This window comes from Mesorhizobium sp. ES1-3 (assembly GCF_020164795.1).
In the GTDB taxonomy this organism is placed as follows: Bacteria; Pseudomonadota; Alphaproteobacteria; order Rhizobiales; family Rhizobiaceae; genus Mesorhizobium.
This window is the reverse complement of the sequence record NZ_JAIUGW010000007.1, coordinates 129,605-144,566: the sequence shown is the minus strand read 5'-3', so window position 1 is coordinate 144,566 and position 14,962 is coordinate 129,605. Positions and strand designations below refer to the sequence as shown.

General features: G+C 63.2%; 13 protein-coding genes. 11 read left to right on the top strand and 2 right to left on the bottom strand.

Annotated elements, in window-relative coordinates; all coding sequences use genetic code 11:
- Positions 1–111: 111 nt before the first annotated feature.
- The gene (locus tag LB536_RS12905) at positions 112–531 is read right to left on the bottom strand and encodes an AraC family transcriptional regulator (RefSeq protein WP_224592770.1); all 420 of its coding nucleotides are present in this window, start codon (positions 529–531) and stop codon (positions 112–114) included.
- Positions 532–1,176: 645 nt separating this feature from the next.
- Positions 1,177–1,365 carry a hypothetical protein gene (locus LB536_RS12900; protein WP_181178313.1) on the bottom strand — a complete coding sequence of 63 codons (189 nt, stop codon included), beginning with the start codon at positions 1,363–1,365 and terminating at the stop codon, positions 1,177–1,179.
- A gap of 321 nt (positions 1,366–1,686) precedes the next feature.
- Here LB536_RS12900 and LB536_RS12895 point away from each other — a divergent pair, with 321 nt between their 5' ends.
- From LB536_RS12895 to LB536_RS12845, 11 genes are all read left to right on the top strand, one after another.
- Positions 1,687–3,150, top strand: coding sequence for a phospholipase D-like domain-containing protein (locus tag LB536_RS12895; RefSeq protein ID WP_224592768.1), 1,464 nt, complete (start codon positions 1,687–1,689; stop codon positions 3,148–3,150).
- Positions 3,151–3,291: 141 nt separating this feature from the next.
- Complete coding sequence (locus LB536_RS12890) at positions 3,292–4,092, top strand: endonuclease/exonuclease/phosphatase family protein (RefSeq protein ID WP_224592766.1); 801 nt, start codon at positions 3,292–3,294, stop codon at positions 4,090–4,092.
- A 110-nt stretch (positions 4,093–4,202) separates the two neighbouring features.
- Entirely contained in the window at positions 4,203–4,511 is a 309-nt protein-coding gene (locus LB536_RS12885) for a hypothetical protein (RefSeq protein ID WP_224592764.1), read from the top strand.
- 122 nt (positions 4,512–4,633) lie between these two features.
- Complete coding sequence (locus LB536_RS12880) at positions 4,634–5,236, top strand: ANTAR domain-containing response regulator (RefSeq protein ID WP_224592763.1); 603 nt, start codon at positions 4,634–4,636, stop codon at positions 5,234–5,236.
- A 2-nt stretch (positions 5,237–5,238) separates the two neighbouring features.
- Positions 5,239–6,465: a CmpA/NrtA family ABC transporter substrate-binding protein gene (locus LB536_RS12875; protein ID WP_224592761.1), complete on the top strand. Its 1,227-nt coding sequence runs from the start codon at positions 5,239–5,241 to the stop codon at positions 6,463–6,465.
- A gap of 362 nt (positions 6,466–6,827) precedes the next feature.
- Positions 6,828–8,255 (top strand): CmpA/NrtA family ABC transporter substrate-binding protein, encoded by a 1,428-nt coding sequence (locus tag LB536_RS12870; RefSeq protein ID WP_224592759.1) that lies wholly within the window; start codon positions 6,828–6,830, stop codon positions 8,253–8,255.
- Positions 8,255–9,340 (top strand): ABC transporter permease, encoded by a 1,086-nt coding sequence (locus LB536_RS12865; RefSeq protein WP_224592757.1) that lies wholly within the window; start codon positions 8,255–8,257, stop codon positions 9,338–9,340. Before LB536_RS12870 ends, LB536_RS12865 begins: the two co-directional genes overlap by 1 nt.
- Before the next feature lie 10 nt (positions 9,341–9,350).
- Entirely contained in the window at positions 9,351–11,102 is a 1,752-nt protein-coding gene (locus tag LB536_RS12860; RefSeq protein ID WP_224592755.1) for an ABC transporter ATP-binding protein, read from the top strand.
- Positions 11,103–11,143: 41 nt separating this feature from the next.
- Positions 11,144–13,597 (top strand): nitrite reductase large subunit NirB, encoded by a 2,454-nt coding sequence (gene nirB / locus LB536_RS12855; protein WP_224592751.1) that lies wholly within the window; start codon positions 11,144–11,146, stop codon positions 13,595–13,597.
- Positions 13,597–13,935: a nitrite reductase small subunit NirD gene (gene nirD / locus LB536_RS12850; RefSeq protein WP_181178317.1), complete on the top strand. Its 339-nt coding sequence runs from the start codon at positions 13,597–13,599 to the stop codon at positions 13,933–13,935. The genes nirB and nirD overlap by 1 nt, the downstream gene beginning before the upstream one ends.
- Positions 13,936–13,998: 63 nt before the next feature.
- On the top strand, positions 13,999–14,850 hold the full coding sequence (locus LB536_RS12845) for a formate/nitrite transporter family protein (protein WP_140755846.1): 852 nt from the start codon (positions 13,999–14,001) through the stop codon (positions 14,848–14,850).
- The last annotated feature ends 112 nt before the right edge of the window (positions 14,851–14,962 follow it).

Here is a 14,962-nt window from a genome sequence, read left to right as displayed (position 1 = left end):
GATATTGCTGTCTTGCGAGAAAAGCTCCGAGCAACCGGGCAGAGGTTAACGGCTCGTTACTTTAGCTAGAGCTTTAAAACCAGGGAATCAAACAACGTCTCAAGTCGATCCTCATCTAACCTTGGCGTTAAGCTCGCCAACGCGCGCCTGCAACGGCGTCACTTGCCGGTATTTCTTCATAACCGTGGTAAAATGGCTCTGGCTTGAAAATCCGCAGGAATGAGCGATGTCGGCGATCGTCATGCGGCTGTCGGCAAGCAGTCTTTCGGCAAGGTCCAGCCGCAGGTCGAGAACATATTGATGCGGCGGCACCCCGAACGTCCTGGCAAACGCCCGCACGAAGTGAGAGGGCGAAAGTGCGCACACCGCAGCCATCTCGGCAAGCGTCAGCTTGCGGGTGAAGTTCTCGCGCAGGAACTCCTGCACTTGGCGTGCGCCGCGAGGAGAAAGCCCGCCTTTTGCATTGAACTCCGGCTGCCGGGCCGAATTGATTCGGGCAACCGACCCGGGGAAATCATCATCGCCCGGCATTCTTCGGCCTCCTGATATGTCCCGGATGAAGTTCAACCCGAGGCCTTCGTCCCCGTTCCCCCCAAAAACAATTCGTGATTGATGGCAGCGGGCCCGCATCGTCAGTCGCGCTCATAGGTAGATCCCTCCCGACGGTGCAGGCCGCATGGGTGCAAGCACCATCGCTACGGGATGTTTCCCAGCCAGGAATGTCCGCGAACCCGCGAACGGAAAGGATCACGCATCCTTGTGCGGTGGCCCTTCGCGGACCGGCACTTTCAGGAATGACGTCCAGGATGTATCGAGTTGTCCGCTCCCGATCGATGCCCCGGGAAACGCCGCTTTCCCGAGCCTCGTCCGCATATTTCATTCGCACTGCCTCAGCCGTCTCGCCGCCTTAAATCCCCTTTCCCGACCCGACCACAGCGTAACGCAGCCACCTTGGCTTGGGAAGAACTCCCACGCGCAAAGAAAAATCTTTATTCGAGAGAGGAAAGAAAGAATGGTCGGCGATGACGAGCGTTTCATTTCGCTTCGTGCGAGGTCTTCGCCATCCCGGAATTTTGCCGACCGGCCCGACACGACCGGTCATGCGATTCTGTATTCTCGTCAACCACTGATGGAGGCTGAAGGCCACGCACAGAGCCGGTGATTGACGGCCCGCGGCTACAGATCACCGCGCCGGTTCTCGTACAGATCCCAGGCGAGTTCCACGAAAGCCAGAAGAACGTCGTCCCGGTTCCAGCCGGCAGCCACCGCCGCCTGGACGATTTCATTGATGAGAGGCAGCAACTGGTCCTGGCAGTCGGCCGACATATCGCCGTCGCCCGGCCCTTCGAAGTTGAACGTCATCATCCGGCGCCCCCCTTCGCCTTCAGCCGAAGTGTTACATCGGCAATTTCATTCCCTTTGATATACAACGGATGCGGTTCCAAAGTACAGGAAGCCCTGGAGGACCAAAGCAGCACGGGACGACGCCGGATCACACCGGTTCTATGCTTTCCTGGGGTCAGGGGTGGACGCCGCTTTCAGCGTCCTGGTTTGCTTGCTCAAATAACCGTGCGCCAGCCGTTCTCGCATCCGTAGACGCAACCGGCAGCGCCGCGCGGCCAATGGGCGGTGTGGACATCGCCGGCTGCATTGCCTTCTGCGGGCGCTCGCTGGATAGTCCCGGCAATGTTCGAAACCCTGGCGATTCACTGGCCCCGAATACTGGCGTTCATCTCGGTGGTGATGGCGACCATCGGCATTGCCCATGCCGTCATGACCAAGGAGGACGTCCGCGCCGCCACCGGCTGGGTCGGCGTCATGGTGCTGTCGCCGATCCTCGGCGTGCTGATCTATGCGGTGGCCGGCATCAACCGCATCCGCCGCGCCACGATCAGCGCACAGCGCCCGCTGGCCGATGGGCTGGTGTCGGCCAAGCATGAACGCGACGTCGCCGCCGAAGAGGCGTTGATCATCGAGCGCTACGGACAGCGCTTCACCGGCCTCCGGACGCTGGGCGACAGGGTGGCGCGGCGCGCACTCAACCCGGGAAATGCAATCGAGGTGCTGGAGAGCGGCGGCGAGGCCTACCCCGCCATGTGCGCGGCCATCGACGGGGCCGAGCGCAGCGTCCTGCTCGAGACCTATATTTTCGACAATGACGCCGTCGGCCTGCTTTTCGTCGAAGCGCTGGCCGGCGCTGTCCGGCGCGGCGTCACCGTCCGTGTGCTGATCGATGCCGTCGGCGCCCGCTACTCCGTCCCGAGCATCCTGGGGCATCTGCGCAGCGCCAACATCACGGCGGATGTCTTCAACGGCAACATCGTCATGGGCCTGCGCCTGCCCTATGCCAACCTGCGGACCCACCGCAAGATCCTGGTGGTGGACGGCACGGTTGCCTTTACCGGCGGCATGAACATCCGCAAGGGTTTTTCGGCGGAGTTCGCCGGGTCGAACAGCGCCAGGGACACGCATTTCCAGGTCACCGGACCTGTTGTCGCCGATCTCTTCTCGGTCGCCGCGGAAGACTGGCGCTTCGCCACCAAGGAGGCGCTGAAGGGCGATGCCTGGCGGATCACGCCGGTTTCACCGCCCGCCGGCCAGCCGATGCTGGTGCGTGCGGTCGCATCGGGGCCGGATGCCAGCAACGAAACCAACCACAAACTGGTGATCGGCGCCTTCTCGGTCGCGCGCAAGTCGATCCGGCTGATGTCGCCCTATTTCCTGCCGGACCGGGAACTGATCAGTGCCTTGGTCACCGCGGCGAGGCGCGGTGTCGAGATCGATGTCGTGGTGCCGGCGGTTAACAACCTCTTCCTTGTCGACCGCGCCATGACCGCCCAATTCGACCAGATCCTGAAGAATTATTGCCGCATATGGCGCACGGAAGGACCCTTCGACCATTCCAAGCTGCTTTCGATCGACGGCGTGTGGGCCTATGTCGGGTCCTCCAACCTCGACGCCCGCTCGCTGCGGCTCAACTTCGAGATCGACCTGGAGATCCTCGACGCAGGTTTTGCCACCGAGATCGAGACCCGGATCGAATCGGCGATCGAAACGGCCGTCCCTGTCACGCTGGCCTCCTTGCGCGCCCGGCCGTTCATCATCCGCCTGTTCGACCGCATCCTTTGGCTAGGATCGCCCTATCTCTAGAAAAACCATTATCTCCGAGAAAAAGCCTGTCTTTAACAAAACGACGTGTTTGCCCGATAGCGTGTCGCCAACCATGGAACATCGGCCGAAAGACTCTATTTCTAGGTGCATGGTGAGAACAGCAAGGATGATGGGCGCGCTATGCGAATGAACGGGCGCAGTCTGCCGGCCAGCGTGCTCCTGTCCATTCGCGACAGGCGGATGCGCAAGGCCAACGCCTTGTCGCCGAAGAAGGGTGGCGTCACCGGGACGCTGGTCGCCTCCTACAACGTCCACAAATGCATCGGCGTCGACCGCAAGTTCGATCCCGACCGCACCAGCCGCGTCATCCGCGAGATCGCCCCCGACGTCATCGCCCTGCAGGAGGCCGACAATCGTTTCGGCGACCGTGTCGGGCTTCTCGACCTGCACCGTCTCGAACTGGAAACCGGCCTCGTGCCGGTGCCCATTTCGGCAACGGGCAAAGGCCATGGCTGGCACGGCAATGTCCTGCTGTTCAAAAGGGGCGTCGTTCGCGACGTGCATCAGATCAGGCTTCCGGGTCTCGAACCGCGCGGCGCCGTGGTGGCGGAGATCGATCTCGATGGAAATCAATCCCTGCGCATCATCGCGGCCCATCTGGGATTGCTGCGCCGCTCCCGCTCACAGCAGGCCCAGGTCGTGCTCGATCTCATGAACAGCCCCGACGAGAAGCCGACGCTCCTGCTCGGCGATCTGAACGAATGGCGGCTCGGAAACCGCTCCGCGCTGAACACGCTGCACGCGACCTTCGGCCCGCAGCCGCCGGCAGTCCCCACCTTCCCGTCCAACCTGCCGCTTCTGGCGCTCGATAGGATCATGGCCAACCGCCACGGCATGATCGCGACCGTCGAAGCGCATGACACGCCGCTGTCGCGCGTGGCCTCCGACCATCTGCCGCTGACCGCCTTCGTCCACTTGTAGTATGTGGCCGATAACGCCTTGATGTCGCCGGCGTAGCAAAGCGTGTGGATCTGAGCGGAACACCCGGTTCTTCCGCGAGTTTATGTGCGTTGAACATTCAGGAGGATGGAATGAAGAAGTTGATTTTGGCTTCGGTGCTGGCGCTTGCCGCGACAGCGGCAGCGATTGCGCCAACACAAGCTGCCAGTGTGACTATCCAGTCCGACGACGGCAGCCAATATTCCTCGGATGACGATTCCGGAGTCGTCGTTCGCCGTCATCATGTGCGCCGCTATGACAACCAGTATGATGGCGACCAGAGCGTTCAATACGACGGCGAATACCGGCGCCACCATCGTCATCACCGCTGTCATATCGAGACGGTCGTGCATTGGCGCCACCGTCACAGGGTGGTCGAAGACGTTCGCGTCTGCGGCTGATCGGCGTCTCCTGCCAGGCAGATACTTTTCGCCACCAAGCATTCTGGGCTTAGCCACCGACCTTCCAAGGCCGGTGGGTATGCCGCATTGCACAAATTCCCGAGCATGCCCACAATGCGGCCATGATCCGAACTTCACTCGCCGTCCTGGTGATCGATGAAAACCGCATCCGCGCTTCGATAATCGAGGCCGGCTTGCGCGAGGCCGGCCATCAGCGGGTCACCGTCATCCATGACGTCAGCGGCATTGCGCGGCGCATCGCCGAGATCGAGCCTGACGTCATCGTCATCGACCTGGAAAACCCCAACCGCGACATGCTGGAAAACATGTTCCAGCTGTCGCGTGCGGTAAAGCGGCCGATCGCCATGTTCGTCGACCGCTCGGACCAGGCCTCGATCGAGGCCGCTGTCGATGCCGGCGTCTCGGCCTATGTCGTCGACGGGTTGAGGCAGGAGCGCGTCAAGCCGATCCTCGACATGGCGGTGAGCCGCTTCAACGCTTTCTCGCGCATGGCGCGCGAACTGGAAGAGGCGCGCAGCGAACTCGAGAGCCGCAAGGTGATCGACCGCGCCAAGGGCATCCTGATGAAGTCGCGCGGCCTGACCGAAGAAGCCGCCTACACGCTGCTGCGCAAGACGGCGATGAACCAGAACCGCAAGATCAGCGATATCGCCCAGAGCCTGGTGACTGCCGCCGGGCTTCTCGGACCGGCGGAGGACGAATAGACATGGGCGCCGAGCACCAGATCACCGCTGGCTTCATGCCGCTGTTCGACAGTGCAGTCCTGGTCGCGGCCGGCGAACTGGGCTTTGCCGCGCGCGAAGGCATCGATCTCATCCTGCACCGCGAGACCTCCTGGGCCAACATCCGCGACCGCATCGCCATCGGCCATTTCGACCTCGCGCACATGCTCGGCCCGATGCCGCTTGCCTGCAATCTTGGTCTCACCCCCCTCGCCTCCGAGACCATCGTGCCCTTTTCGCTGGGGCTCGGCGGCAACTGCGTCACCATCTCCAACGCTGTCTGGGCCGGCATGGCGGCGCACGGCGCCGTATCGGATCTCGATCCGGCGCGTGCCGGCGCGGCTCTCGGTGCGTTCATCCGCGAGCGGGCGGCCGCCGGCCGCGAGCCGCTGCGCTTTGCCGTCGTGCATCCGCATTCCGGGCACAATTACGAACTGCGCTATTGGCTCGCCGCCTGCGGTGTCGACCCGGACCTCGAGATCGAGATCGTCATCGTGCCGCCGCCCTTCATGACCGATGCGCTGGCCGCCGGCCGCATCGACGGCTATTGCGTCGGCGAACCCTGGAACAGCGCCGCGGTGGCAGCCGGCACCGGCCATATCGTCACAGTCAAGGCGCTGCTCTGGCGCAACAGCCCGGAGAAAGTCATCGGCGCGCGCAAGGCCTGGGCGCAAGAGCAGCCGGACGCGCTGGCGGCGCTGCTGAGGGCGCTGCACCACTCCGCCCGCTGGTGCCAGGACGCGGCAAATCATGGCGAACTGGCGGCGCTGATGGCACAGCCCGGCTTCCTCGGCCAGAAGGCGGCCATTGAGATGCCGATCCTGACCGGGCATTTGCAGCTCGGCGGCGGAGCACAACGGACCGTCGAGGATTTCTTCCTGCCTTTCGGCAAGGCCGCCAACTTTCCCTGGAAGAGCCATTCGCTGTGGTTCTACACGCAGATGGTCCGCTGGGGCCACGTCGCACACACGCCGGAAAACCTTGCCATCGCCCGCGATTGCTACCGGCCCGACCTCTACCGCTCGGCGCTGAAGCCGCTCGGCGTCGCGCTGCCCGGCGCCAATGCCAAGGTCGAAGGCGCGCTGAAGGTGGCGACTCCGGTGGGCTCGGCGGGCGCAAGCCTGGTGCTCGGCCCGGACGGCTTCTTCGACGGCCAGATCTTCGATCCCGATGAGATCGACACCTATATTGCGAGCCAGTCGCACCCCTGAGCATTTGCGCGCCATTCTTGTGCATTGCACAAAATTTATGCGATCCATCGACCGGATTGGTCAATGTTTGACCTTATCCGTTGCCGGCGCGGCCGAACCATGAGTCGGCGATCCAGCTGATTTCATTAGAAATTCCTGCTGAGGGAAAAACTGGCACGGTTCCTGCTTTGAAATAAACGAACCCTTCACGGGCAACGGAACAGGCGTCCAACGATGGGCGCCCACAGGCAAAGCTGCCGCTCAGGTCGACACGCGATCCCGGATGTACGGACGCGAGGGCCTGGACGGCGGCTTTTTTGTTTTTGACCCGAACACGCAATCGACGGCGCTGATCCCAAGCGGCGCCCCAACCGGAGACGACGATGACGAAACGGATCGGAACTGACACGCTCCTCAAGGATTTCACGCGCCGCGATTTTCTTGCCAGCAGTGCGCTGACGGCGGGGCTGTTCGTCGCCGCAAAGACGCTGTTTCCAATTCCGGCCCGTGCCGAAATGCTTGCCGTCGAGAAGGACGAGCTCAAGTTCGGCTTCATCAAGCTGACCGACATGGCGCCGCTCGCCGTCGCCAAGGAGCTCGGCTACTTCGAGGATGAAGGCCTCTATGTGACGCTCGAGCCGCAGGCCAATTGGAAGGTCCTGCTCGACGGCGTCATCACCGGTCAGCTCGACGGCGCCCACATGCTGGCCGGCCAGCCACTTGCCGCGACCATCGGCTACGGCACCAAGGCCGAACTCGTCACGCCCTTTTCCATGGATCTCAACGGCAACGGCATCACCGTTTCCAACGCCGTATGGGAAATGATGAAGGCCCACATCCCGGTCGCGGACGGCAAGCCCGTCCATCCGATCAAGGCCGATGCCCTGAAGCCCGTCATCGACAAGTTCAAGGCCGAGGGAAAGCCGTTCAACATGGGCATGGTCTTCCCGGTTTCGACGCACAATTACGAGCTGCGCTACTGGCTGGCTTCGGGCGGCATCAACCCGGGCTTCTATTCGCCGGACGACATTTCGGGCCAGATCAAGGCGGATGCGCTGCTCTCGGTGACGCCGCCGCCGCAGATGCCGGCCACGCTCGAGGCCGGAACCATCGTCGGCTACTGCGTCGGCGAGCCGTGGAACCAGGCCGCCGTGTTCAAGGGCATCGGCGTTCCGGTCATCACCGACTACGAGATCTGGAAGAACAATCCGGAAAAAGTCTTCGGCATGACCAAGGAGTTCACCGAAAAATACCCAAACACCACGATTGCCATCACCAAGGCGCTGATCCGTGCCGCGATGTGGCTGGACGCGGACAACAACGCCAACCGGCTGGCGGCGGTGAAGATGCTGGCCAAGCCCGAATATGTCGGCGCCGACGAGGCGGTGATCGCCAATTCCATGACCGGCACCTTCGAATATGAAAAGGGCGACAAGCGCGACGTTCCCGACTTCAACGTCTTCTTCCGCCATTTCGCCAACTATCCCTACTATTCGGATGCCATCTGGTACCTGACGCAGATGCGGCGCTGGGGGCAGATCCCGGTCGGCAAGGACGACCAGTGGTATGCCGACACCGCGAAATCCGTCTACCTGCCCGACATCTATCTCAAGGCCGCGAAAATGCTGGTCGACGAGGGCAAGGCTGGCAAGGCCGACTTCCCCTGGGACAGCGACGGTTACAAGGCGCCTACGGCCGAGTTCATCGACGGCATCGCTTACGACGGCAAGAAGCCCAACGCCTATATCGATAGCCTTTCGATCGGACTGAAGGCCAAGCAGGTCATCCAGGGCACGGAGATCGCCGGCTGATGACGTTTGCAACCGGAACAAACGCCGCGTTGGACGTGGCCCGCGCCAAACGCAAGGAGCGTCTGCTCACGCGCATCAACGGCGCGGCGCGATGGCTGGAAGTGCTCGGCCTCGCCTGGTTGGCGCCGATATTCAGGATCGCCGCCGGCGACAATGTCGCCGAGCAGCTTGGCGAATTGAAGCGCCTGCTTGTCATCCCGCTGCTTGGCATTGCGGTTTTCCTGGCTGCCTGGGGCGTGCTCGCTCCGCGCGTGCAGACCTCGCTCGGCGCCATACCGGGCCCGGTCGAGGTCTGGCAGCAGGCCGGCGTGCTATGGGCCGACCACTGGGCCGAGCGCGAAAAGGAAGCCGCCTTCTACCAGCGGCTCGAGGCGCGCAACGCGCAGCTGGTGAGCGAGGGCAAGGCCGACCAGGTCAAGCAGCGCGCCTACACCGGCAAGCCGACCTATTTCGACCAGATCCTCACCTCGCTCGAGACCGTCGGCCTCGGCTTCCTGATCGCCACGATCGTCGCCGTGCCGCTCGGCATCGCCTCCGGGCTCTCCAAGACGTTCAACGGCGCCGTCAATCCGCTGGTGCAGATCTTCAAGCCCGTGTCGCCACTGGCATGGCTGCCGATCGTGACGATGGTCGTTTCGGCGCTCTATGTCGATCCAAGCGACGCGCTGCCGAAATCGCTGGTCATTTCCGCCGTCACCGTGACGCTGTGCTCGCTCTGGCCGACCTTGATCAACACCGCGCTCGGCGTCGCCTCGATCGACAAGGATCTCGTCAACGTCGGCAAGGTGCTGCAGCTCTCGACCCTCACGACGATCCGCAAGCTCGTCCTGCCTTCGGCGCTGCCGCTGATCTTCACAGGGCTGCGGCTGTCGCTCGGCGTCGGCTGGATGGTGCTCATCGCCGCCGAAATGCTGGCCCAGAATCCGGGGCTCGGCAAATTCGTCTGGGACGAATTCCAGAATGGCTCGTCGACGTCGCTCGCCCGCATCATGGTCGCGGTTCTGACCATCGGCATCATCGGTTTCGTGCTCGACCGCATCATGTTCGCGCTGCAGTCGGCGCTGACCTTCTCGGCCAACAGGTAGGGCGCACGCGATGGCTATTCTTGAAGTGACCGGCCTGTCGAAGGCCTATGGCGAGGGAGCCAGGCGCACCGAAGTCCTGTCCGACATCAACCTCAAGGTCGAGGAGGGCGAGTTCATCGCCATCGTCGGCTTTTCCGGCTCCGGCAAGACGACGCTGATTTCGGCGATCGCCGGCCTGATCAGCCCCGATAGCGGCGGCGTGCTGGTGCGCGGCAAGCAGATCGATGGTCCCGGTGCCGATCGCGGCGTGGTCTTCCAGTCCTATTCGCTGATGCCGTGGCTTTCGGTCTACGGCAATGTCGCGTTGGCGGTCGATGCCGTCCTGAAGGGCACGCCGAAGGCCGAACGGCAGGCGATCACGCGGGACTATATCGAGCTGGTCGGCCTTTCGCACGCCATCGACCGCAAGCCGGCCGAGCTTTCCGGCGGCATGCGCCAGCGCGTCTCGGTCGCCCGGGCGCTGGCGACGCGGCCGGACATTCTTCTTCTCGACGAGCCGCTGTCGGCGCTCGATGCGCTCACCCGTTCGAAGCTGCAGGACGAGCTGGCCGACATCTGCGGCAAGGAGAAGAAGACCATCATCCTGATCACCAACGACGTCGACGAGGCGATCCTGCTCGCCGACCGCATCATCCCCCTGAAACCGGGGCCGAATGCGACGCTCGGGCCGTCGTTTCGCGTCGACATCGAGCGGCCGCGCAACCGCGCCGCGATGAACCATGACGAGGAATTCATCCGCCTGCGCGCCGCGGTGACCCAGTATCTGATCGATGCCGGCGCCGAAGGCGGCGACCTCGAAAGTGGCATCCAACTGCCGAAAATCGTGCCGATCACTCAGAAGAGCACGCCGCCGAAAGCCTATCGCGAGGCGTCGGCCTCGCCGGTCGAGGAGCGCTATGTCGAGTTCTTCGAGGTGCGCAAGGTCTATCCGACACCAAAGGGTCCGGTCACCGTCGTCGACGGTTTCGACCTCAAGATGAAGAAGGGCGAATTCATCACGCTCATCGGCCATTCCGGCTGCGGCAAGTCGACGGTGCTGTCGATGGCGGCCGGCCTCAACGGCATTTCCAGCGGCGGCATCGTCCTTGACGGCAAGGAGGTGACCGGCGCCGGACCCGAGCGCGCCGTCGTCTTCCAGGCGCCGTCGCTGATGCCGTGGCTGACAGCGCGCGAGAATGTCGCGCTGGGTGTCGACCGCGTCTATCCCGATGCGACGCCGGCCGAGCGCAAGGACGTCATCGAATATTACCTGCACCGGGTCGGGCTCGGCGACTCCATGCACCGGCTGGCCGCCGAACTCTCCAACGGCATGAAGCAACGTGTCGGCATCGCCCGTGCCTTCTCGCTGTCGCCCAAGCTGCTTTTGCTCGACGAGCCGTTCGGCATGCTGGATTCGCTGACGCGCTGGGAACTCCAGGACGTCCTCATGGATGTCTGGAAGCGCACCCAGGTCACCGCAATCTGCGTCACCCACGACGTCGACGAGGCGATCCTCTTGGCCGACCGCGTGGTGATGATGTCGAACGGTCCCAACGCCCGCATCGGCAACATCATGGAGGTGGATTTGCCGCGGCCGCGTTCGCGCAAGGCGCTGCTCGCCCACCCGGACTACTACGCTTACCGCGAAGAATTGCTCGACTTCCTCGAAGCGTATGAAGGCGGCGCCGATCCCGATCCGGCGCTGCTGCAACAGATCAAACAGAAACGCGCGCACCGCACGCGCCGTGGCGACGGCGCGCTTTCAGTCGCGGCGGCGGAATAGGAGGCCCAAGGATGACCCCCAGGGACATTGAACTTCCAGCGATGGCAAAAGAAAAACTCGTCATCATCGGCAACGGCATGGCGCCCGGGCGCATGCTGGAGCACCTCCTGGAGCAGGCACCGGACCGTTACGCGGTCACCATCTTCAACGCCGAGCCGCGCGTGAACTACGACCGCATCATGCTGTCCCCGGTTCTATCGGGCGAAAAGGCCTATGAAGAGATCATCATCCATGGCGATGGCTGGTACATCAAGCACGGCATCACCCTCTACAAGGGCCACAAGATCGTAGCCATCGACCGGCAGGCGAAGACCGTCACCTCGGACCACGGCGTGACCGAACCCTACGACAAGCTGGTCATCGCCACCGGTTCGGTGCCGTTCATCATCCCGGTGCCGGGCCACAATTTGCCGGGCGTGCTGACCTATCGCGATCTGGATGACGTCCGCGCGATGATGCTTGCCGCGCAGTCGCGCGCCAAGGCCGTGGTCATCGGAGGCGGCCTGCTCGGGCTCGAGGCCGCGGCCGGACTGAATTCACAAGGCATGGATGTCACCGTGCTGCATGTCATGCCGACTCTGATGGAACGCCAGCTCGATCCGGCCGCCGGCTACCTCCTGCAGCGCGCGGTGGAGGAGCGCGGCATCAAGGTCATCACCAAGGCCAACACCCAGGCCATCACGGGCAATGGCAAGGTCGAGCAGGTGGAACTGGCCGACGGCACCATCATTCCGGCGACGCTGGTGGTGATGGCGGTCGGCATCAGGCCGAACGCGGCACTTGCCAAGGATGCAGGCATCGCCGTGAACAGAGGCATCGTCGTCGATGCCGGCATGCGCAGCAACGACCCCGACATCTTCGCGCTCGGCGAGTGCGCCGAGGTGGGCGGCATGGTCTACGGGCTGGTGGCGCCGCTCTACGAGATGGCGCGTGTTGCCGCCCATCAGCTTGCCGGCGACGAAACCGCCGCCTTCGTCCACATGGACACGCCGACCAAGCTCAAGGTCACCGGCATCGATCTCTTCTCGCTCGGCGACTTCGCCGACGGCGACGACCGCCAGGAGATCGTGCTGCGCGATGCTTCCGCCGGCGTCTACAAGCGGCTGGTGCTGAAGGACGATCGCATCATCGGCACCGTGCTCTACGGCGAAACGGCCGATGGCGCCTGGTTCAACGACCTGAAGAAGAAACAGACCGACATATCGCAAATGCGCGATACGTTGATGTTCGGCCAGTCCTACCAGGGAGGTGCCCCGCTGGACCCTATGGCGGCCGTTGCAGCCTTGCCGGATGATGCGGAAATCTGCGGCTGCAACGGCGTTTGCAAGGGAAAGATCACCGGCGCGATCACGGGCAAGGGCCTGACTTCGCTTGACGACGTGCGCGCCCACACCAAGGCGTCGGCCTCCTGCGGCTCCTGCACCGGGCTGGTCGAAAAGCTGATGGTGCTGACCCTCGGCGACACCTACAACCCCGCCGCGGTGCAGCCCATGTGTTCCTGCACCACCTTCGGCCATGACGAAGTACGCCGGCTGATCAAGGCCAAGCACCTGAAGACCATTCCGGCGGTCATGCAGGAGCTGGAGTGGAAAACCTCCTGCGGCTGCGCCAAATGCCGGCCGGCACTCAACTACTACCTCGTCTGCGACTGGCCGGACGAGTATGCCGACGACTACCAGTCGCGCTTCATCAACGAGCGCGTCCACGCCAACATCCAGAAGGATGGCACCTATTCGGTGGTGCCGCGCATGTGGGGCGGCGTGACCAATGCGGCCGAACTGCGCGCCATCGCCGACGTCGTCGACAAGTTCGAGATTCCGATGGTCAAGGTTACCGGCGGCCAGCGCATCGACATGCTGGGCATCCGCAAGGAGGACCTGCCGGCGGTGTGGGCCGATCTTGGCCAGGCCGGCTTCGTCTCGGGCCATGCCTATGCCAAGGGCCTGCGCACGGTGAAGACCTGCGTCGGCTCCGACTGGTGCCGCTTCGGCACACAGGATTCGACCGGGCTCGGCATTCGCATCGAGAAATTCATGTGGGGCTCGTGGACGCCCGCCAAGGTCAAGATGGCAGTGTCGGGTTGTCCGCGCAACTGCGCCGAGGCGACATGCAAGGATGTCGGCGTCATCTGCGTCGACAGTGGCTACGAGATTCACTTCGCCGGTGCCGCCGGCCTCGACATCAAGGGCACGGAAGTGCTGGGGCTGGTCAAAACCGAAGGCGAAGCGCTGGAGCATATCGTAGCGCTGACGCAGATGTACCGCGAGCAGGGCCGCTATCTCGAGCGCATCTACAAATGGGCCAAGCGCATCGGCATCGCCGAGATCAAGCGCCAGATCATGGACGATGGCGAGAAGCGTCAAGCCTATTACGAGCGCTTCGTCTTTTCGCAGAAATTCGCGCAGGTCGATCCCTGGTCGGAGCGCGTCTCCGGCAAGGATAAGCACGAGTTCAGGCCGATGGCGTCGGTCGGGTTTGCGCAGGCGGCGGAGTGATGATGATGAACTGGGTATCGATCGGCAAGATCTCCGACATCCCCCGCCGCGGCGCGCGTTGCGTCGCGACACCGCAGGGCAAGATCGCCGTTTTCCGCACAGCGGACGATCAGGTCTTCGCCATTGACGACCATTGCCCGCACAGAGGCGGACCGCTCAGCCAGGGCATCGTCCATGGCGCAGCGGTGACCTGTCCCTTGCACAATTGGGTGATCTCGTTGGAGACGGGCAAGGCGCTTGGCGCCGACGAGGGCGCGGTACGCACCATTCCGGTCAGGATCGAGGATGACCGGATTTCCATAGGCCAATCGTGGGTGGTGGCGGTCGCGGCGGAGTAGCATGAGAACCTCACGTTCCGGACGGACGCCGTCCCTGTTCCTTTCAAGCAAGGAGACCTGACCATGGCATATGTCGCACCTGCGGAATTCGTGACCAAGATGATCGACGCCGGCGAAGCGAAGATATTCATGTCGACGAGGGACACTCTGATCCGCGCCTATATGGCCGGCGCCATCCTCGCGCTCGCCGCCGTCTTCGCCGTCACCATCAACGTCCAGACCGGGCAGCCACTCGCCGGCGCCATCCTGTTCCCGGTTGGCTTTTGCCTGCTGTATCTGATGGGGTTCGACCTGCTGACCGGCGTCTTCACGCTCGTTCCCCTGGCGTTGATCGACAAGCGTCCAGGCGTGACGTCAGGCGGCGTGCTGCGCAACTGGGGCCTGGTCTTCATCGGCAATTTCGCCGGCGCGCTGACGGTCGCCCTGATGATGGCGATCGTCTTTACCTTCTGCTTCACCGTGGAGCCGAACGTCGTCGGCCAGAAGATCGGCGAAATCGGCGAAGGTCGCACCCTTGGCTATGCCGCCCATGGCGCCGCGGGTATGCTCACCCTCTTCATCCGCGGCATCCTGTGCAACTGGATGGTTTCGACCGGCGTTGTGGCGGCGATGATGTCGACCTCCGTGTCGGGCAAGGTGATCGGCATGTGGATGCCGATCATGGTCTTCTTCTACATGGGTTTCGAGCATTCCGTCGTGAACATGTTCCTGTTTCCCTCGGGTCTCATGCTCCACGCGAAATTCTCGATCATGGACTATTTCGTATGGAACGAGATTCCGACCGTGCTCGGAAATCTCGTGGGCGGGATAACCTTTGTCGGCCTGACGCTTTATTCCACCCATGCCCGCACCGGCCCGAAGCGTGTCGCTCCCGCGGCTCGCCTCGCGGCCGGCGCGCGCGCTGCCGCGGAATAGTCCATGGCGAAGCTGATCTGGGCCGCCGCCCTCCGTTCAGAACGGCGGGGAGCCATGGCGACATGGCGCCGCTGCCCATGCGTTCCGAGCATGGTTGTCTCCTCACCTGATT